This is a genomic window from Novosphingobium sp. BL-A-28-Hi1-0D, from assembly GCF_055521755.1.
This window is the reverse complement of the sequence record NZ_CM145502.1, coordinates 2,722,187-2,740,471: the sequence shown is the minus strand read 5'-3', so window position 1 is coordinate 2,740,471 and position 18,285 is coordinate 2,722,187. Positions and strand designations below refer to the sequence as shown.

The following is an 18,285-nucleotide window of genomic DNA, read 5'->3' as shown; positions in this document are numbered from 1 at the left end:
AATACTCGGACTAACGATTCGGTTTCGCGATGATGGCCCGCTCTGATGGTCAGTTTCAGCCACTATCAGACGCTCGACCCCTCGGCATACCAGGTTTCCCGGGAGCTTTTCGATCGCGCCGATCGCGAACCCCCCTCAATGATGGCGTTCATATTCCGGTGGATGGGATTCAACGGATGGATGGCGGCCGTTACGGGATGTGAGCGGGACTATGAAATGATCAACGCGCTCGCTGCCGAACTGCGCATGATCGCGACATATGATCAGCTTTTAGCGGATCGTCCGGACTTCAAAGTAGAAGTCGATGCATTCTCTGCGAAATGGCCGGTTCTCAACGTCGCGCACGTCCGTGCCAAGCTCGGCTTCGATGCCTTTCGACGATACGACCGCGCAGCCTTATTGGTTGAATGCGATGCTCAACAGGTGAAGCGACAGCCCGTGGGATGGGTGGCGGGCGCAACGCCAAGCTGGGAACAGCTGTTGCGCACGATCTATCAAGTCCGGTGCAACCTGTTCCACGGCGAAAAATCGGAGCAAGCTGCGCGCGACCGCGATCTCGTTTTCGCGTCCGACCGGATTCTGAAGCAACTCCTGGCCGAAATGGGCTGCCTCGAATGGTATGACGTGTGAGTAGCCTCGCGCTCTGGACGGTCGACAAGACCGTAGCGCTGACCGGCGAGCGCCGCCACCTGCACAAGGGCACGCCCGTCGCGCCGGCATTTATTCCGCCTGCGCTGGAGCCACATATCCAATTCAGTCCAACTGCATTGGCAGCAGCGATCGCGCGCACAGCGACGCTTCGGGCCGCACCGCCGGCCGCGCTCGTCAGGCTTGCAACCAGTGTGCTGAGCGATGTCGAGATGCTGATCGCGGACGGCGCCGGATTTGCCCTCTCGCCGCTCCTGGCGACGTTTGTGGACGTGGAGCAAACCCACTTCGCTGGCCGAGTCGGCGCGGGCATCACCGACCTCTACATGAATGCTCTGGGCTACAGCTGGCGCGACAACGCGATGAGCCTTGCTTCAACCCTCAAGCCGCATGGCGATTTCCTTTATGGTGACGGCAATGCGAGTGGTCACGGTGTCGTGCTCGCGGAGGCGCATGGGTCGTTCGCAGCCAAGGTCAGCGACGCGTCGATGGCGCGCGTGGCGGAGCAAAAATACCTTCGCCAGGTGAGGCCTTATATCGGCAAGACGTCCGCCCATGGCAAAGTGGTGCATGGGTATGCGCTGGCCTTCGGATCGCGACCGAGCACCAGCAGCAGTTTTATCCGAGTGTCACAAACGCGTCGGCCAAAGCCGGAGCCGAGTTTCGCAACCCCACCCGGTGCGAGGACGTCGATGGTCCCTGCATCGTTGGCGATGGCGACCCACCGCTCCAATTTCATTATGATGCAGGCGCTGCCAGTCGTCGAATGGATCGACTGGCTTGCCGGTGCACGTGAGGTTCCAGCGGATATGGAGCCGGTACACTTTGTTCGCTTTCGCTATGCCGGGCGGAGCTTTCTCGCCAGCACGCTCCCTCTGCTACCGCGGGACCTTCTCTACTGGCATCATTATGACTGGACCGATCTCCCGTTACGCTTGCGCTGGCGTGATTGGCCGCCGCCCGGCAGCGGCCTCAACTGGTTCGTCATGGAGGAGACGGCGGCGCTTGAATTTCTCAACGCACTGTCTGGGCGAATTCGAGCCGGCGGACGGGGTGAGTTCGGCGCCTTTGAGCTTCCGGTCGGTGAAATCGTTGGGTTCGGAACGCGCGAAGGCGAAGATTTACGCGGTGGCAGGCGCGAAGATTACGATTTCGCCCTTTTCCGCGACGGTTTGGCGCTGATCTCCGGACCTCCGCCCAAAAAGATCGGAGGCATCCTGACCTGGGATCCGAAATCCGGGATAAGCTGAAGGCAATCAATTTACTGGCGGCCGTGAAAACGGGTCTCACCAACCGAGCGAAACATCAACGCTAGCTGCGCCACCGCCACCCGCGTTTATACAGGCTTCGGAGGCGCGCTCGCGCGAGCGCTCTATGGCCCAGCTTTCCTTGGAACAAGAACGCCGAACCAAGACCGTGGCGGTGCTGATACCGCCCTCGGGATGCTCAGCTCGGAACAGCAGTTCCACTACCTCTTCGTCGACATCTCGTCGCCCGGGGTCACCGATAAAAAGCACAGCTTCTGTCATGAAGTGATTTCCCCCATCACTGACAAGACGATTTCTATGCCACGTTCTACCGCGGCAACAATGCCGAGCAAGACAATCCAAACCTCTGCTGATCGGATGAATAAATGGCCGGTTCCAGGGAGCAGATCATGACAGGTGAACGTCGGCTCTGTCAGCGCCTGATGCCTTGGCGCTCAGACACATGCCAATGGCAGGTTTTGGCAATTGCTGACGGTCAAGATGGCCGATGGGAGCGGCCGGGTTTGGTCGCTTGCCGCCTGCTGTTTCCCGGCAGCCACGCCCCGATCTCTGCAGGCCGGAGCATCTCAGGCCATACCACTTCAAATGCACCCGCGTAGTCTAAGTTCACTTTTTGTTCTTGTTAAGGATGTTTCCTAGCGCTAGGATCATATCCTAGAATCGTAGGAACAGAGACCATGGATGATCCACGCGCAACGCTTGACGAGCTGATCCGCCAGCGCGGTGTCAACTACTCGTCGATCTCGCGGCTTCTCGGCCGCAATGTATCTTACATCCAACAGTTTATCCGGAAGGGTAGCCCGCGCTATCTCGACGAGCGGGACCGGCAGATCCTCGCCCAGTTCTTCGGGGTTGATGAGGCCATGCTTGGCGGACCCACTGCCCTGGCCACACCAATCGTACAGCTGGTGCAGATCCCCGTGCTCGACGTCGAGGCCTCGGCGGGTCACGGCGCCCTTGCCGGCACCGAGGCCAAGGCTGGCCAGTTCGGTTTCGACGACAAATGGCTGCGCAAGCTGACTCTGGCCAAGCCGACCAACCTCTCGATCATCAAGGTGACCGGCGACTCGATGGAGCCGACGCTGCACGATGGCGACGAGGTCCTGGTCGACGTATCGGACGAGCAGAGCAAGCTGCGCGACGGGATCTATGTCCTGCGGATGGACGGCGCACTTAACGTCAAACGGGTGGCGATCGAGCCGCAAGGGCGCAAGATCTCCGTGGTCAGCGACAATTCCGCTTACCCCAGCTGGCAAGGACTCGACAGGCGCTCGGTGAACATCGTCGGCCGGGTGCTCTGGTTCGGCCGCAAGGTCTGAAACGCCGCCTCAGATCCCCATCTCGAACGGCTTGACCATTGCCTTCTCGCGCTCGGGCGGCTCTTTCAGTACAGGTGGCTCGCTCTGCATTGCTACCTCCGGCTTGCCTTTGGCGAGCCCTGAAGCAGCCGCATTGCGCAGCAGGGCTACCGTTTCGAGTGCCGAGCGCTTCATGCCGGTGTTGCGAGCGATGGCCGCGCCGAGCCGCGAGGCGTCGTTGACGAAAAGTGTCAGGCCATCGCGCAAACGGGTCACAGTCACGAGGAAGGTCTGCTGGTTCGACAGATTGCGCTCGCGGCTGTCCATGACCGCGATGCCGCGATCCGATGTCAGCCCCTGTGCCATATGGGCGTTGAGCGCATAGGCAAGATCGAGCCGCTTCAGCATCGGATCGCTGGCCGGCAGATCATGCGCAATGCCGGTCGATGTCACCAGCGAGACCGTATCTTGGCCGATTCCGGTAATGCGCACCTGGTCGGCGTTGATCAGCCCGCGCTTGTGGTCGGTTTCGGTCCAGCGGATCCGGTCGCCCGCATGGATGTCGAGACGCTTGACCTCGAAGAGCCGCAGCGGGTCATAGTCGCCGTTGGGACGGAGGCGATCAAGACGCAGAACTGTGCGCTTGCCGCCCGCTCCCTCCAGCGTGACCACGCCGCGCTGGCGGTCGCTGTCGATGACTGTGTAGGAACCCTTGGTCAGCTTTTGCGCCCGGTTTTCGCGGTCGAACACGGCCACCATCCCAGGACGATAGCTCGCAGCATAGCGCAGCTCCTCTCGCGTGGTGTTGACCCGTGAGAGCACATCGAGCCCCAGCGCCACCTGGCCCAATTCACCATTGGCTTTGAGCCCCGTTTGGACAGCGGCATTGACCTCGCTGCGCAGCGCCCGCCCCGAGGCATAGATCGCGGTGCGCTCGCGATCTGCAGGTGCCAGCGCCAACCACGCTGCCGCTGCTTGGATGGCAGCGCCCTCACCTACCTCTACGACATTCTTGCCGAGGTGCCGCAGCGCATCATCGATCCGCCCGCCCTGCGCCGCCTGCTGCGCAGCGCGCAAGCTCTTGGTGCGAGCACGGATGTTGGTGTTCATCGTGGCGGTTTCGACGCCGGAGCGCTGCATCACCTCGAAGGGCTTGCCCGCGTCGACCGCCCCCAGCTGCTTGCGGTCGCCGATGCTGGCGAAGCGGTCGACGCCGAGAAGGTTGGCGAGGAGGACCAGCTTTTCCTTGTCGGCATTGCCGACCATCGAAGCCTCGTCGAGCAGGATCACTGCGCCCTTCATCTCCGCCCGCGCCTCGGCAAGCCGGACCGGATTGCCGCCCTCGAGCAGGTCCTGATGGCGGCGCAGAAAGCGCGCCACCGTCAGTGACGGGATGCCGGTATCGCGCTCGAGCATCTGCACCAATGTGTTCTGCACAGCGAGACCCAGCACGGTCCTGCCCTGCTCGCGCAGGATATCGGCCACGGGCTTGAGGACGGTACTCTTGCCGGCGCCCGCGACGCCCTGGATAGCGACTATGCGGTTGGTTGAGCCGAGCAGCAGACGTCCCGCCCCCTCCTGCCCCGCGTTCAAGGTGATGCCGTATTTGAGCTGCGAGAGGCTCTGCAGCCGCACGCCGGCTTCATCTGCGCCGATGATCGGCGTGACCTTCCCCCGGCCCGCTTCCACGGCCGCAACGATACGCTGTTCGGAGGCGACCGCGTCCTTCGTGGTGAGCACGCCCTGATTGGCGCCAGCGCCGCGCTGGAGCGCGCCTTGCCGGAGGAGCTGCTGCACCCGCTGGTCGATCGCGGGCAGGGCTGCCGGGAGGCCAAAGCCAAGGGCTGCCCGGTAGAGATCAACCCTCGAGAACGCCGCCTCGCGCTCGGACAAATGCCGAACTGCCGATGCGACGGCGTGGGCTGCAGCGACCTGTTCGGGTGACCGCCTGGCTAAGTCACGCGGCATCAACGGATCGCCCTCCGTCAGCCCGAAGCGCTCGGCCAGCGCAGCGGCCAGGTCCTGTGCTTTGGCAACAGTCCCGCGCACGACCGAGGAAAGTCTGCCAACCTCGCCGAGACCCTGAGCCGCACGCGCGTTGGCCCGGGCCATGACGACGGAGGGGTCAAAGCCGATCGACCTAGCCTTCTCTTTCCATGCGCTGACAAGCGCTGACCGGTCCTCGACGACACTCTTTTTAGAGCGGGTCATCAGGTTGGCGGCGCTGCGCGCGGCAAGGCCGCGCGAGGCCATGCCTTCCAGCTGCCCAAGAATTTCTGCGCGGCGCGAACTGAAAGCTTCGCGGACGGATGTCGGCACGCCGACCGCCTCGAAGCTGCCGTGCTTGCCGATTTCGCCAACCTCATAGCCGAGGCGTTCGACCGAGATCCGGAACCGGGCCATTGTCATCGCGTTGAGCAGGGTATTGTGCTCCCACAGCTTGTCATTGCGCAGAGCACGCCATTTGCCGTCCGGCCCCTGTGTCGCATTGGCGACCACCGCGTGGATGTGGGCACCCGGTTCCTGATTGCGGTTGGTGTCGTGCATGAAGAGCGCGCCGGTCAGGTTGCCGGTTGCGACAGCCTTGTCCTTGCCGCGCACCTCGATCCGGGTCTCGGCGAGATTGCGTTCGGCCCAGGCGAGCGTCTCTTTGACCGCTTCGGTATAGGCCTCAAGGATGCGCCGGTCGCCGCCCACCAGGGCAAGCAGCGACCAGCTCTTCGGCATCGAGAACGTGAGGTCGGTCCCTGCCCGGTGTTCGCGCTTGTCGGTGCCAAGGCGGGTTCCATCGGGTAAAAACCCCTTCAGGATTGCCTCGAACGCCTTGGCATCGACTTCGCCCGATAGACCCAGCTTGTCTGCTCCTTTGCCGAACCATTCGCCCGAGCGATCGGCATCGGCACGGGTGTAGTAATTGTCGGCGGCGAAGTAGCGGGCAGCACCGCCCGCAGTGCGGACATTGGCAACGGACAGCATGGACTGGGGCCTTTCACCAGGCAGGGATCACGCGTCAGATATCGATATCGAAATCGCCGAGATCGCGCGGTTCGGGAGGACCCTGATCCGGTGCGAGTGCATCATCCTCGAGGGCCAGACGGCGCGGATCGGTGGGTGCCAGCGGCCCCTCCTGCTTGCCCTGATCCGGGAGCGCTGGACTGCGTCCGGCTCCCGATAGCCTGCCACCGGCATCCACCGTCTCCCCTGGTTCCTGACCTCCGCCGGAGTTCTTCGCAGGCACCGGGTCGCCCCTGTGAGCCGGCGCTGTACCTGCCCCTGGCAACATCGCGTTCTCGTCCGCCGATCCCCCATCCCGCGAAGCTATTGGGTGCGCGCCAGCTCCATCTCCAGTGCCCGCTGGAACAGTCGGATCGAACAGGTCGAGCTCTGCCCAACTGCGCTCAAAGCCCTCGGGCGGAACGGGCTCGGGCTGCACGAGCGGCAGTAGTCCCTGACGCGGATCGAGCCTCCTGCCGGCACCATCGTCATTCGACGACGGGTGCTCAGTGCTTGTTGCGGTTGGTCCCTCGCCCCGGTTGCTGCTCTCATCCGATTGTGGTGCAGCCGGTCTGCTCGGGAGGGGGTCTGCTGCCCTGCGGATGAACCCCTTGGAACGCATCGGGCGATCAACAGGCGTGAGCTCGACCTCTGCCGCAGGGAACCCATCCGGAAACTTGAGATAGCCGTTGAGGCGAGGAAGGTCCTTGAGCTGGTCGGGCAAAAGCAAAGGTTCAACGAGCTTGCGCGAGGTCAAGCTGACCGCATCACGGGCATTGTTGAAGCCGTAGGTGTACCCCTCCTCCATGTCGCGGACCTGTGTGTGCCCGATGAAGTCCGAGCACCAGGTGGCGGTCTCGCGGTCGCCCGTCCCGAGGATCAGCTTGGTCCTGGCAAGCGAGGACAATGTCATCGCCATGTTTTCGCCGTAGACCTCCTTAAGCTTGGCATAGGCGTGGATCCCGGTGACGATCGCGCCGCCAAAGTTGCGCGCGGTCTGCAGGCCCTTCTCGAGCGCAGGCAGACGGTGGAGCGCGCCCAGTTCGTCGATGAAGAACCAGATGCGCAGGTCGCGGGTGCGATCGAGAGTCATCAGCGTGTTCATCGCCAGATCGAGCCAGACGGTGAGGAGCTGCGTGCAGACGCTGAGGTCCACGTAGCGGGCGGAGATGAAGACGAAGCCTCCTGGTTCCCCCTCACCCTCGATCCACTTGCGCATCGAGAAACGCGGTCCTTCGCGCGGAAGCATCTTGAGCGCTTTCGCGTTCGCATTGAAGACCGCGCGGATCGATTCCGCCATGCGTGCGGCCTCGGGAGCGGTGAGCGGATCTGCGATCGTGCCGCGCATCAGCTTGTGCACCTCTGCAAGGTCCGCCGTCATCAGCTCCCGTGCCAGAGCCTCGTTGCTGTCCGCGCCGCGTACGCGGAGCTTAAGGCACATCTCGACGAACAGCAGGCGCGCAGCGAGCACCCAGAACTGTTCCGAGCCGCCCCCATCGTGGGGCACCAGAGCCTCCGCGGCTGCCGTGAACTCGGCCTCGTCGCGGCACTCGTCGAACACGCTCCAGCGCGGGCATCGCGCATCGAGCGGATTGAGGATCACGTCACGCGCGGGATCGTAGAAGTGCTCGATGAAGTGCCCGGTCAGATCGAAGATCACAGCGCGTTGCCCGCGGCGGCGCGCCTCCTCGATCATGTCCGAGAGCGCGACAGTCTTGCCCATACCGGTGGTGCCAATGAGCATCGCGTGGCTCTGTTCGAGGCGCCATGGATAGGTCACCCCGGCGATAGCCGACGGGCGATAGGGAAAGGCGCGGGCGAGTTCCTCCTTCGAGCAAAAGCGCCACTGGTGGCCGAGCTTTGCGGTCCACTCCTTGCGCTGCTCGGCGGTGTTGTGCTCGCGGATCTGAGCCTTGAGATCGGCGAGATCGGTAAGCATCGCGCCGCGCTCGTGCTTGCGTTCCTTGGCCTTTCCGCCGAACCGGGCGGCGAACCAGATCCAGGCGACGAAAAGTGGGACAAGGAACAGGGCAGACCAGGCCAGAGCGACACCGACAAGCGTCATCATATGTCGCCAGGCGCGTACCACCGGCGGATAGACATCGAGCAGGGATATCGGGAAGGTCACGGTCCTGCCCCACGCGGTTTGGACCGACACATCGTGTGTGGGATCGAACTCCATGAAATGGTAGCCGGCCGCGTAGGCGCGCATCCACGCAAGGTAGACTTCGTGGTCCGTCATACCTGCTGACACGGTCCACCAGGTCATCCAGCAGGTGACGATCAGGGCAATGATCAATGGGCCTTTGAGGCCCGCTGCGAACATGAAGCCGAAATGCTCGATGAGCTGGCTGCCGCGGGTGAAGTTGCCGAGATCACGCTTCATGGCTGCCTCCCTCGTCGGTGGTTTCAGAGAGAGCGGCGGCGCGGCAACGATCGGCGAACACGGTGTGAACGCGCTCGCGCAAAGCATGGTCGCTATGACCCGCCAGGAGGCCATCAACCCCGACCATGGTGAAGAGCGACTGGCGGTAGAGCTTGATCAGAACGCTGCGATCGCTGGCAGCCGAGAGGTCGTTATCGCAGGCGCGCACGATGAGCGTGCGCAGCCATTCGCTGACTGCAAGGCCGCTGGCGGTTGCTGCTGCGCGCGCACGCGCAGCGAGTTCGTCCGAGACGTAAGCCTGGATACACTTGGGTCGTGACATTGGCAGATTCCTTCAAATGAAGGAGCCTGGTCACCCTGCGAAAGTGAGGAGCAAACTACATCGACGCATGGAACATGTCAAGAACATCGAAAGCGAGGATTTGTGCGGTCTTCGCCTCTTCGTTCGAAAGGCGGACTTGCCGCTATACCCTGCAAGTCAGAGTGACGGGAAAGCGCCGAAGGGGCCAAAACACCATTTTAGGCAATTATTGCAGCAACTTCCCACCTGCGACAGGTCGCGTACGGTGTGCCCCCTTCCCCCCTTTTGCAGCGTAGTTCCAAACGCTTGGCATGATGGACAATCGGCATCTGGAAACCAGGACTGGAGGAACCCAGGTTGCCCTCAGGCGCAGGCCTGGTCTGTCCCCTTCGGCCCGGAAAATTGGCTCGCGGTCAGCGACGATGCGAACTTCCAGACGTTAACCGTGGACAGCGATCCAGCCGCAGAAATGACTGCCGAACTTGGTATTGCCCCGACTGTTATTGGTGCCCGGATTCGCGGCTCATTCCCGAGCGAGTGACCTTCGTCACTTTGTTGTCTCCCGAACGGTGCTAAACAAATTGTGCGACCCGAAGGGCACCATTCCGGTACCCTTGACCTTAGCCCCGCCGAGCCCAAGTGGTTCGGCGGGGATTTTTCTTCAGGATACCTGACTGGCCCGAAAATGCGCCACATGCAGGCAGGACGAGAAGGTGAGTGAGCAAAGAAAAAGGGAGAGCGCCCTGGCGGACGCCCTCCCTGCGTGATGCTGATCAGCATCTAGAACTCGTCACTCAGCTTGCCCCGAACCGCGTCGATGACCCGCCCTTCGAGATCAGCCGGAAGTGCGCCATAGTCCCCCTCATCAATCACCAGATAGCCGGTCTGCCCATCGGTCAGGACGTACTGGGTGAAGTAGCTGTGCTGGGCCCGGGCATGGGCCTGATCAAGGGCCGCAATCCAGGCGCTGCTGTGATCAACCTCTGACTGAACTTCAGCATGCGCTGCGTGTGCTGAAACGAACATGGCTTTCTCCTCCTGATGACGATGCGTCGCATCAGGGACCCTGCGATGGTGTCGACGGGCCGGGTCAGGGACCGCGCGAAAGCGCGGCCGCGCAGCGGCGATGGGGGCAACGATTTTGTCGGGCTCGTCCCGGCAAAATGGTGGGGCCCCGTCGTCCTTGACGCGGCCCCAAAGGCGCCATCATGCTTGGCCACCTCTGCGAGAGAACCTCCCCACCTCCCAGGGGACCGCGACGATCGGGATTGCGGTTTGCCCTCTTGAAACGCGGCGCAGGCATGGCAAGATTGTGAGTGGAGGGGTCCAACGGCCAGATCGAAAGGACCCTGATATGGCCCGGTCAAAAACCAGTGCGCGCGATGCCCTTCTGAAGCTTCGGGCAGAACGCGACGAACTTGTCAGCCGCGAGGCGCGCCTGCGCGAGGAGGCTGCCGCCGATCTCGGCAAAGTGCTGCTCGATTGCGGTGCTGAAGTGCTCGAACCGGCACAGCTCAAGCAGTTGCTGCGCGTATCGATGACGCTTGGCATCGACACCGCGATCAAGCGGCTTTCTGCTGCTTAGACGACAATCCCGGCGGCGCGTGGGGCTCGATGCCCCCGCGCCGCCGATTGCTGCCCAAACACAAAGAAGGCCCCGGCAGATCGCTCTGCCGGGGCCTTTTTCGAGAGGGGTGAGGGGTTCAATCCTCGTCGATGCCGGGAGCGCTGTCGCCGGAGGTCCCGCGGCCCTTGGTGAGGAAATCGACTTTGTCGGCGATGATCTCGCAGCCGTAGCGCTTGGTGCCGTCCTGGTCTTCCCACTGGGTGTAGTGGATACGTCCCTCGACCGTGACCAGTTGCCCCTTGCTGCAGAACTTGGCGACGTTCTGACCCAGGCCATTGAAGCAGGTGATCCGGTGGAACTCGCTGTCTTTGGCGGTGTAGCCGTTTTCGTCCTTGTAGGTCTTGCCGTCCCTGCGGGCGGGACGGTCGGTCACGACCGAGAGGCTCGTGATGCTGGTGCCGCCGGTGGTGGTGCGGGTTTCGGGATCGCGGGCGATGCGGCCGACGAGGATAACGAGATTGGTCATGGGTTTTCTCCTGATCGCGCAGGTCCGGGGCCATCCCGGCTGCGAACTGACCGTCAGAAGGGGGCGGCAGACGCTCGCACCGGACGGCGCCAAAGGCGACGGGAGGGGAACCTCGATCAGGACGGGTGGTGCGGGCAGCCCGCGCAAAGCCGGGCAACACGGCCGGGCCGGATCGGGGTTGCGAGGGGCTGTCGGCGCCTTCAGGGAGGGGTTCGCGAAGAGCCGGATGGCCCCGGGCCTGAGCCGATCTGGCGTCCCCGCCATTTCGGAGCATTTCGCGGCTGTGCTTGCTCTCGAACTTGCCCTGATACGGGGCCATGCGTCTCATCTCGGTTGTGCGTTTTCGCCCGCCTCGACGTAAGATCTTCATCAGAGAGTCTATCGCCGAGGACCGCGAGTTCTCAGCTCATTCCAATGGCCCTGCCCAAGCGATGCTTGTCAGCACAGGCCACGGGCGCTGGCCCGGTTCAGGGCACCATGACTGGAACCGAAGACCGGCCTTTGGCGGCTTTGGCGAGCCTGAGATCGAAGCTCAAAAAGGCGATGCAGCCCTCGGCCTTGGCTAGATGCAGCGCGTCCGCGAAGTCCATGCCGCTCGCCATACCATCAAGAGCAGAGGCCAGAGCCATCGGATCTTCAACGGCAACGCCAGGCAGACCTGCCAGACCTGCAAGCGCGGCCCCGATGGCCTCACTCGAGAAGCCGTATCCGCTGCGCAGCACCCACTCGGTTTCGAGGAGGACGGTCGTCGGGATGAAGATATCGCCAGCCTCGATGGCACGGCGCGCCACAGTAGCCTGAGCGGCATCGTCCGCCGTCAGGAAGCGGACGATCACATTGGTATCAATCGCGCGCACGTCGCTCGGCCTCCTGCGCAATGGCTGCATTCATGTCGTCGATCGACAGCGCTGGTCCCTCGTGCCGCATCGATCCGAAGAGCGCATCGATGCTGGAAGCGGCGAACACCGGTGTGGATTTGAGGAGGACGCCCTCTGGCGTGTTCTCGACCGTGAGCCGCGTTCCTGCTCCCCACTGGAGCTGGTCGCGGATTGCCTTGGGCAGAATGACCTGGCCCTTGGTCGAGATGACAGTCGTCAACCGGTCATGAACGCCCACAACACACTCTCCAGATGTAAGACGAAGGTAAGATAGACTTTCAAGTGCCCATCAGCAAGGGCCGATTGCCAGCGCCCGATAGGACGCTGGCAAGAGCGGGGGGCCTTCAGCCCGGCGCTCCAATGGCGGGCGCTTTGGGGCACGTACCCAGCGGGCCGCGACGGTCGACCACGGTAACCCGGCGCGCCTTGGCGTCGATCACGAGGCGCTCGAGAACGCCATTGCCCGGGAACGCGACAACGTAGCGCGGATCAAGGCTGAGCATGCGCTCGTTGCGATGGAACCCCGCGCGGCTCCCGAGCCGCAAGTCGAGCGCGAAGACCACCTGTGGGACCTTGTGCCGTTCGGCCCATGAGGACGCGAGGCGGTCGACGCCCTTGGTGTCGCCGCCATGGACAAGCACCATGTCGGGAACCCGGTCCCGAACCTTGTCGAGCGTGGCCCAGATGTTGTTCGCGAACGTGAGCCCCTCGGCTTCAGTACCAGGCTTCATGCGCCCACCGGCGAACACCACCGGCGTGCCCTCGGGCATCGCCGCGCGGCGCTTGGCTTCGGCCCGGGCGCGCAGAAAATCGCGGCCCTGAACCAGCGCCGATGTGAAGCTCGCACCGTGGTTGAAGCGCGAGCTTGAAACCGGTTTCCAGGACGAGCCAAATTCGTTGAGATAGAGGGCTGCTGCAATCTCGCGCATGCCTTCGAAGGCCAGCATGGCCTGCTCGGCGCACTGTGCGCGCTCAACCTGGTTTTCGAGATCATGGGTGTGGACCTCGGAGCCGTCGCCGGTTGCAACGAGCGCGCGGACTTCGTCGGTCGCCCGGTCGAGAGCGCCTGACTTGCGCTCGGCGGCGCGGTGAAAGATGTTGACGAAGGCCCAAGCCAGATCCTCGGCATCGGCCTCGAGTGCGGTGCCGGTCACCATCGCAAAGAGATCGGACCAGACCGCCTCAAGCGTTTGCGAAGCCGCTTCGTTCGATGGAAAGTCGGTCATGGAAAGCGGCGCAGGGCCGATCGAGAAGCCGGATAGATCGAGCCCGGAAAGCTGGTCGGCGAAAGACGTGTGCATGGGAACCTCCTGACGGTTGCGAGACCGGCGAGGAGGATCATGGCCCTGCTGCCGGCGAGAGCCCGTCAGGGCCGGGCAAGGCTCGCACTGCACGCCCCAAAGGGGCGGAAACCCCCTTCGGCAGGCTAGCGCGGGCAGGCGCGCAGAAGGCGCGCCAACACGGGCCTGACGAAGGCGGGTTGCAGGGCGCAGGCGACCGGCCCAGGGCCTCTCTCGCCGCGGCGGCAGGGCATGATCTGGCCAAGTCAAAACTGCTCAGGAAGGCCAAAGCATTCCCTGCCGGCTGAGTGCTTCCGGCGTCGCGTCAGGCTAGCCCGAAATCCCCCGGCCGGAACACGAACCGCTCCTGCGACGGGAGTGCGGCGCGCGCCGACAGGCGGCCGTTCTCGAAGCGCAGATGCCATGTCCGGCGGATCGTGGGCTTGGGCGAGGCGAAGGCGGCAGGGTCGAGCAGGCCCATATTGCAACGGCGCAGCGGGTCTCTCGCTGAAAGCGTCCGGATCAGGGCGATGCCCGCAGCGCGGCCGGCAGAGGCAAGGTCCTGGCAGGCCGAGTAGTCGGCCGGGTCGGTCCACCGTGCTTCGTGGCTCGCAAATGGTTCGCGCGTCAGATCGAGCACTTGAGCGGTCGCGAGTTTTGCCGTGAAACTGGTGTGCTCGGTGGTCGTCGCAGGCGGGATGAAGCCCGGGGACCGCAGATAGAAGCGCAGCCGCCAGAACGCCGTTTCCGCAATGGCCGTCGCCTCCACTTCGCTCGCGTAAAAGATGCCGGGCCGCTCATTCGCCCGTCGGAAGCGGCTCGCGCTGCCGTGGCCATAGCGGAATGGCGAGGCGAGGAGATAGTCGAGCCCGGCAGCGCTCTCAGGCAGCGGAGGCTTCACCGCCTCGGCCAGATGCTCGAGCCGCTCCTGCGCCTCGCGGGTGTCCGCCAGGCGATCGGTCGAGATACGGTGCTGCGCTTCGACCACTCGCCACACCTCGCCGCGCCAGGACGAGACCTCAGACGCGAGCGCGGTGGGCATCCACATAGTCGCAAACGGTGATGAGGCCGCGGATGCTGTCGATCAGATCGATCGGACGCGCGGCGAGATCAAGGTTGGGTGTTGCCAGCCAGGACTTTGCGGCCTCGTCGTCACTGCCAAGCAGCGCATCGAGCCCCCGGAACAGTCGCAGCAGAAACTGCCCAGCCTCGAACGACTTGGACGCGGGATCGAGCAGGGTCGTCCCTGCCTTCAGACGCGAGGCCGTGGCTTGCGACAAGCCCAGCACCGCGCCGAGCTTGGCATTGGACAGGTTCCAGAACTTGGCGATCCTGATGATCGCCGAGGTCAGGACTTCGGCATCGCTGGCAGCAAGGGCGGCTTTCGTAGCCATGGCGTACATCCTTTCGATTGAATGGATATAGCGCCATTCCGCTCAAATGAACACTCCTGAATTCAGGCTGCCCGTTTGCGATAGACGCCCTCCCCGTTCGACATATGGCCGAGGCAGTCGTACTCACCGAACAACGCATCAAAGCGCGGCGAGATCTGCGCCAACCAGCGGCGAGCCCGCCCGGTTCGAGGATGGCGCCAGTCGCCCTCCCAGTAGGGCCCATCCTCACGCTCGGCCATCCACACAGCGACCAGACTGCCGTAGATCGACATCCCGAAATCCGCATAGGCGTTGCGCAGAAGGATGCGGTCCTCGCGGCCGCGCCAGCCTTGCTGAGGCTCCAGCGAAGGAAACGCCGCCCGCGCGCGCTCGACAAGATCCTCGCGCAGCCATTCAAGTTCGAACTCCCAGTCGCCATCATCGTCGATGTCGAGCACCTGGAATGCGACAACGGCCCCTGCAGGGTAGCTGACAGAACGTCCCATCGATCCTCTCCCCTCAGGCGGCGAGCGCGCCGGCGGTGTCGTCGCCGGGTGCATCGCTGTTGTCGTCACCGTCGCCAGCGAGGGTTGTGCGGCCGCCAAGCTTCAGCAGCAGACAGGCCGCCTCCTCGGCGCGTGCCGCTGCGGTCAGGATCGCGCGGTCGTCGTCTTTCAGCAATTTGAGCCAGTGCTCAATGTAGCTGGCGTGACTGTCGAGATGCGCCACCGGAAGACCGAGTTCGGCTCCGAGCATCGCGCTCGCCAGCTCGGCAATCAGTTCCTCGGCGGCATAGGCCGCACTGCCGAACCGGTTCTTGAGATCGCGGCCGAGACGGCTGTGGTGCCCGGTCCAGTGCGACATCTCGTGCGCCAGCGTCGCGTAGTAGTGATCGAAGCCCGTGAACAGGCTTGCCGGCGGCATTGTGATCCGATCGATGCCGGGCTCGTAGTAGGCCTCGGAGCCTGCGTTCCGGAGGTTGGCGGGGATGGCCGCAAAGAACCTGTCGAGCTCGTCCTCGCGGCCCTCTGGCTCGACGAGCTCGAGTGAGGCAGCAGGACGGAAGTACGCCGGCAGGCCTTCCACCTGATCGGCATTGAACACCGGGTAGGATTTGAGCACGCGGCGCGCTTCCTCGCTGCGCTCGCCGGTATCCGGTGCCTCGACCTCCTTGGTGTAGCTCTTGTAGAAGATCGCAATGGTGGACTTTCCGCCCTTGCGGACTTGTCCTCCTAGTTCCTGCGCCTGGCGATAGGTCATCCAGAACGGCGAGGCATAACCGCACATATCGGCGACCATCCACAGCCAGAACACATTCATGCCGCGATAGGGAATCCCGCAGGCTCGCAAGGGCCGCGAGACCGGCACACCGCGCCAGGGCTGGACCCAGGGTTTGGTTCCAGCTTCGAGCCGGGTGATGATTTCCTGGGTGATACGAGCTGCGGGCGAGATGGCACTGCGCTCGCGAGAACGGAACTTGGACATTGGGCTTCTCCTGATCGGTATCCCCGTGGGCGCTCCTGCCCACGGCTTCCGCCCCAAGGGCGCCTCCTCTCCTCTGACTGAAGAGAAGAAGCCGCCCCTCGGGGTGACCCGAGGGACGGCTTCGAGGTTCGCGATCGTCAGCCTGTCAGGAGGAGGTCAGGCTGCCAGATCGCGGGGGGACTCTTCGGCTTGTTGGAGTTCGGGCTCGGCATCGGAACCATCGCTGTGCGGGTCACCGGATAGCAGTTCAGACGCAGCGGCCTGCTCGTCACCAGCAGCGAGGCTCGGGAACCGCATGACATCCGGCACCCAGGCCAGTGCGCGCTCACGCTCCGCGACTTCGGCAATCGTAGCTCCGGCAAAGATGCGCTCGGCGCTGGCTGCCAGATCCGCCTTCTTGACCGAGACGTAGCGCGCCGCCAGTTCCGCACCGCCCACTTCGCCGAGCGCCTCGAGGATGACCTGCTTGGGCACGCGGTCGAAGAAGTTCGCTGCCGTCGGCCGCCACCACTGCGCGATATCGATGCCGATCAGCCCGCCGAGGTGATCATGGAACGGGATCCGGCGCTCGCCGCTCATATTGAGGCTGGCCTCGAGCGAGCGCGCAACGACATGTCCCAGCCACGCCGCACGGGCTTCATCGCCCAGCGCCCGGAACCGGTCGAAGCGTTCGCGCTGATCGGTGCCGGCGCGCCAGGTCTCATCGAGCGCGGATCGGAGCTCAGCGAGCGCACCAGTTGCCGCCGCATCGGCAGGCTCGAAGCCGACGATAGGACCGTTCGGCACGCCGCCGCGGAGGGTCGATGCGCTGCGCGCCTGCCAGTCGTGGGTGTCGGCATCGGCGAGGGTAAAGACCATGACGTCGAGGGCGAGCGCCGGGTCAGACGCCAGGTGCAGCGCGAGCACGTCGCGGCGCTGCATCGCGAGTTCGTCGACAAGCCGGCGCGAGAGGGTCGCGCGGCGCGGCCCTCCCTCACCTTCGGAGCTGACCACTTCGATGCCATCGCTATCGCCCGGCGCCGTCTCTTCCCGCTCGCCATAGAAGACCGGCTGCAGCACGGGCGTGCCCTCGCGCGAGAGCGTGAGGATCATGCCTGCCGAACCCTTCTGCTCGTCGGGCAAGACCGGCTTGCGGCTGCGGATGTCCTGCGTCTCGCGTTCGATCGCAGCGATGGCTGCTTCAGCGGCTTCGACTGCTTCGGGCGCGCTGTCTTCGTCTTCAAGGATCGCGGCGTGTTCGTCCCACGAAGCATCGAGCTCTTCCAACCGGGTCACTTCGGCTTCGCTGAGCGGCGCAGGCTCTGCCGGCAGGCGCACAAGACCCTCGACCAGATCGTGGCTGGCGTAAGGATCGAGCGTGGGCTTGACCCACGCCACGCCGTGCTCCGCAGCGAGCGCGCGGGCTTCCTCCTCCATCTTTGCCGCAGCCAGGGTTTCCAGCAGCGTGACATCGACCCAGGTCTCGGTATCGGCATCGTCGAAGAGTTCGCGCTCGATCCGGCCGCCCGCTGCGAGGTAGGCCTCGCGCCCGACAAGCCTGGCCCGGGGATCACTGCCGCGCACCGTTCCGGTGAGCACCATGCGCCGGATGCTGTCCGCATTCGGCGCGTAGTAGGCGCCGGACACCTCCGAGAACACCCGAGCCTGGATCTGCTGGTCCGACGTCGCGCCATAGGCCTTGGCCATATCGAGCGTGATCTCGCCAGCAGCGAGCGCCTCGAAGACGACCGGAGCCAGCGTTGCGAGCCGCAGGCGGCCCTCGACGAAGCGCACCGTGAGACCGAAGCGGCGAGCGACTTGTTCGGTAGTCGCTCCGCCCTCGATGAGCGCGGCGAAGGCCTGCGCTTCATCGGCGGGGTTCATGGCGAGGCGGTGGAAGTTCTCCGCGAGGCTCGCCTCGGGCGCGGCATCGCTCTCGGCGCTGAGCACGAGGCACGTGACCTGATGGTCGCGCGGCAGCACCTTGTCCTCCACCAGCGCAAGCATCGCGCGGCGGCGGCGTTCACCGGCTTCGACTTCGAACCGGCCCTTGGGCGCGGCCCGCACCACGAGGTTCTGCAGCAGGCCGTGGGCGGCAATGCTGGCCTTGAGTTCGGCATCTGCGGCTGGATCGCCATGGCGGCGGACATTGCGGGGGGAGGCAACAAGCTTGCCGAGAGGAATAGTCTGGAACATCGGTTTCACTCCTGAAGCGAGCCGTTCGCGCGCGCCGACCATCGACGCCTGACAGGCTCAATCAGGGCAAAGCCCCCTCCCCTCTCATGGTTTGCCAGCCTTGCTG

Annotated in this window: 18 protein-coding genes; 4 read left to right on the top strand and 14 right to left on the bottom strand. The window is 64.1% G+C overall.

Annotation, left to right across the window (positions count from 1 at the left end; translation table 11 throughout):
• The first annotated feature begins 45 nt into the window (after positions 1 to 45).
• Both ACZ1JW_RS13350 and ACZ1JW_RS13345 read left to right on the top strand, forming a co-directional pair.
• Entirely contained in the window at positions 46 to 630 is a 585-nt protein-coding gene (locus tag ACZ1JW_RS13350; RefSeq protein ID WP_465140898.1) for a hypothetical protein, read from the top strand.
• Positions 627 to 1,898, top strand: coding sequence for a hypothetical protein (locus ACZ1JW_RS13345; RefSeq protein WP_465140897.1), 1,272 nt, complete (start codon positions 627 to 629; stop codon positions 1,896 to 1,898). Before ACZ1JW_RS13350 ends, ACZ1JW_RS13345 begins: the two co-directional genes overlap by 4 nt.
• Positions 1,899 to 1,934: 36 nt before the next feature.
• Here the strand turns inward: ACZ1JW_RS13345 and ACZ1JW_RS13340 are convergent, their stop codons facing one another.
• A complete protein-coding gene (locus ACZ1JW_RS13340; RefSeq protein ID WP_465140896.1) occupies positions 1,935 to 2,177 on the bottom strand; it encodes a hypothetical protein in 243 nt (80 codons plus the stop codon).
• A 416-nt stretch (positions 2,178 to 2,593) separates the two neighbouring features.
• Here ACZ1JW_RS13340 and ACZ1JW_RS13335 point away from each other — a divergent pair, with 416 nt between their 5' ends.
• Entirely contained in the window at positions 2,594 to 3,235 is a 642-nt protein-coding gene (locus ACZ1JW_RS13335) for a S24 family peptidase (RefSeq protein WP_465140895.1), read from the top strand.
• A gap of 9 nt (positions 3,236 to 3,244) precedes the next feature.
• Here ACZ1JW_RS13335 and mobF read toward each other — a convergent pair whose 3' ends face one another.
• The 4 genes from mobF to ACZ1JW_RS13315 all read right to left on the bottom strand — a co-directional run bounded on the left by mobF (position 3,245) and on the right by ACZ1JW_RS13315 (position 9,921).
• Entirely contained in the window at positions 3,245 to 6,190 is a 2,946-nt protein-coding gene (gene mobF / locus ACZ1JW_RS13330; RefSeq protein ID WP_465140894.1) for a MobF family relaxase, read from the bottom strand.
• A 34-nt stretch (positions 6,191 to 6,224) separates the two neighbouring features.
• Positions 6,225 to 8,594 (bottom strand): type IV secretion system DNA-binding domain-containing protein, encoded by a 2,370-nt coding sequence (locus ACZ1JW_RS13325; RefSeq protein WP_465140893.1) that lies wholly within the window; start codon positions 8,592 to 8,594, stop codon positions 6,225 to 6,227.
• Positions 8,584 to 8,916: a hypothetical protein gene (locus tag ACZ1JW_RS13320; RefSeq protein WP_465140892.1), complete on the bottom strand. Its 333-nt coding sequence runs from the start codon at positions 8,914 to 8,916 to the stop codon at positions 8,584 to 8,586. Before ACZ1JW_RS13320 ends, ACZ1JW_RS13325 begins: the two co-directional genes overlap by 11 nt.
• Before the next feature lie 759 nt (positions 8,917 to 9,675).
• A complete protein-coding gene (locus ACZ1JW_RS13315; protein ID WP_465140891.1) occupies positions 9,676 to 9,921 on the bottom strand; it encodes a hypothetical protein in 246 nt (81 codons plus the stop codon).
• A 328-nt stretch (positions 9,922 to 10,249) separates the two neighbouring features.
• On the opposite strand from ACZ1JW_RS13315, the gene ACZ1JW_RS13310 reads away from it, so the two are divergent.
• Positions 10,250 to 10,480, top strand: coding sequence for a DUF6437 family protein (locus tag ACZ1JW_RS13310; RefSeq protein ID WP_465140890.1), 231 nt, complete (start codon positions 10,250 to 10,252; stop codon positions 10,478 to 10,480).
• 118 nt (positions 10,481 to 10,598) lie between these two features.
• On the opposite strand, the gene ACZ1JW_RS13305 is transcribed toward ACZ1JW_RS13310, so the two are convergent.
• From ACZ1JW_RS13305 to ACZ1JW_RS13265, 9 genes are all read right to left on the bottom strand, one after another.
• Positions 10,599 to 10,988: a single-stranded DNA-binding protein gene (locus tag ACZ1JW_RS13305; RefSeq protein ID WP_465140889.1), complete on the bottom strand. Its 390-nt coding sequence runs from the start codon at positions 10,986 to 10,988 to the stop codon at positions 10,599 to 10,601.
• 467 nt (positions 10,989 to 11,455) lie between these two features.
• The gene (locus tag ACZ1JW_RS13300; protein WP_465140888.1) at positions 11,456 to 11,845 is read right to left on the bottom strand and encodes a type II toxin-antitoxin system VapC family toxin; all 390 of its coding nucleotides are present in this window, start codon (positions 11,843 to 11,845) and stop codon (positions 11,456 to 11,458) included.
• A complete protein-coding gene (locus ACZ1JW_RS13295; RefSeq protein WP_465140887.1) occupies positions 11,832 to 12,104 on the bottom strand; it encodes an AbrB/MazE/SpoVT family DNA-binding domain-containing protein in 273 nt (90 codons plus the stop codon). The genes ACZ1JW_RS13300 and ACZ1JW_RS13295 overlap by 14 nt, the downstream gene beginning before the upstream one ends.
• A 106-nt stretch (positions 12,105 to 12,210) precedes the next feature.
• Positions 12,211 to 13,167: a DUF2493 domain-containing protein gene (locus ACZ1JW_RS13290; RefSeq protein WP_465140886.1), complete on the bottom strand. Its 957-nt coding sequence runs from the start codon at positions 13,165 to 13,167 to the stop codon at positions 12,211 to 12,213.
• Between the two features lie 304 nt (positions 13,168 to 13,471).
• Entirely contained in the window at positions 13,472 to 14,188 is a 717-nt protein-coding gene (locus ACZ1JW_RS13285; protein WP_465140885.1) for an RES family NAD+ phosphorylase, read from the bottom strand.
• On the bottom strand, positions 14,166 to 14,540 hold the full coding sequence (locus tag ACZ1JW_RS13280; RefSeq protein ID WP_465140884.1) for an antitoxin Xre/MbcA/ParS toxin-binding domain-containing protein: 375 nt from the start codon (positions 14,538 to 14,540) through the stop codon (positions 14,166 to 14,168). Before ACZ1JW_RS13280 ends, ACZ1JW_RS13285 begins: the two co-directional genes overlap by 23 nt.
• A gap of 62 nt (positions 14,541 to 14,602) precedes the next feature.
• Positions 14,603 to 15,025, bottom strand: coding sequence for a hypothetical protein (locus ACZ1JW_RS13275; protein WP_465140883.1), 423 nt, complete (start codon positions 15,023 to 15,025; stop codon positions 14,603 to 14,605).
• A 13-nt stretch (positions 15,026 to 15,038) separates the two neighbouring features.
• Complete coding sequence (locus ACZ1JW_RS13270; protein ID WP_465140882.1) at positions 15,039 to 16,004, bottom strand: ArdC family protein; 966 nt, start codon at positions 16,002 to 16,004, stop codon at positions 15,039 to 15,041.
• A 156-nt stretch (positions 16,005 to 16,160) separates the two neighbouring features.
• Positions 16,161 to 18,179 carry a ParB/RepB/Spo0J family partition protein gene (locus tag ACZ1JW_RS13265; protein ID WP_465140881.1) on the bottom strand — a complete coding sequence of 673 codons (2,019 nt, stop codon included), beginning with the start codon at positions 18,177 to 18,179 and terminating at the stop codon, positions 16,161 to 16,163.
• Positions 18,180 to 18,285: the final 106 nt, after the last annotated feature.

Coding starts and splice junctions, on each gene's coding strand:
- ACZ1JW_RS13350 (WP_465140898.1), top strand. CDS start 46: ATGGTCAGTTTCAGCCACTATCAGACGCTCGACCCCTCGGCATACCAG.
- ACZ1JW_RS13340 (WP_465140896.1), bottom strand. CDS start 2,177: ATGACAGAAGCTGTGCTTTTTATCGGTGACCCCGGGCGACGAGATGTC.
- ACZ1JW_RS13335 (WP_465140895.1), top strand. CDS start 2,594: ATGGATGATCCACGCGCAACGCTTGACGAGCTGATCCGCCAGCGCGGT.
- mobF (WP_465140894.1), bottom strand. CDS start 6,190: ATGCTGTCCGTTGCCAATGTCCGCACTGCGGGCGGTGCTGCCCGCTAC.
- ACZ1JW_RS13325 (WP_465140893.1), bottom strand. CDS start 8,594: ATGAAGCGTGATCTCGGCAACTTCACCCGCGGCAGCCAGCTCATCGAG.
- ACZ1JW_RS13320 (WP_465140892.1), bottom strand. CDS start 8,916: ATGTCACGACCCAAGTGTATCCAGGCTTACGTCTCGGACGAACTCGCT.
- ACZ1JW_RS13315 (WP_465140891.1), bottom strand. CDS start 9,921: ATGTTCGTTTCAGCACACGCAGCGCATGCTGAAGTTCAGTCAGAGGTT.
- ACZ1JW_RS13310 (WP_465140890.1), top strand. CDS start 10,250: ATGGCCCGGTCAAAAACCAGTGCGCGCGATGCCCTTCTGAAGCTTCGG.
- ACZ1JW_RS13305 (WP_465140889.1), bottom strand. CDS start 10,988: ATGACCAATCTCGTTATCCTCGTCGGCCGCATCGCCCGCGATCCCGAA.
- ACZ1JW_RS13290 (WP_465140886.1), bottom strand. CDS start 13,167: ATGCACACGTCTTTCGCCGACCAGCTTTCCGGGCTCGATCTATCCGGC.
- ACZ1JW_RS13285 (WP_465140885.1), bottom strand. CDS start 14,188: ATGCCCACCGCGCTCGCGTCTGAGGTCTCGTCCTGGCGCGGCGAGGTG.
- ACZ1JW_RS13280 (WP_465140884.1), bottom strand. CDS start 14,540: ATGGCTACGAAAGCCGCCCTTGCTGCCAGCGATGCCGAAGTCCTGACC.
- ACZ1JW_RS13275 (WP_465140883.1), bottom strand. CDS start 15,025: ATGGGACGTTCTGTCAGCTACCCTGCAGGGGCCGTTGTCGCATTCCAG.
- ACZ1JW_RS13270 (WP_465140882.1), bottom strand. CDS start 16,004: ATGTCCAAGTTCCGTTCTCGCGAGCGCAGTGCCATCTCGCCCGCAGCT.
- ACZ1JW_RS13265 (WP_465140881.1), bottom strand. CDS start 18,179: ATGTTCCAGACTATTCCTCTCGGCAAGCTTGTTGCCTCCCCCCGCAAT.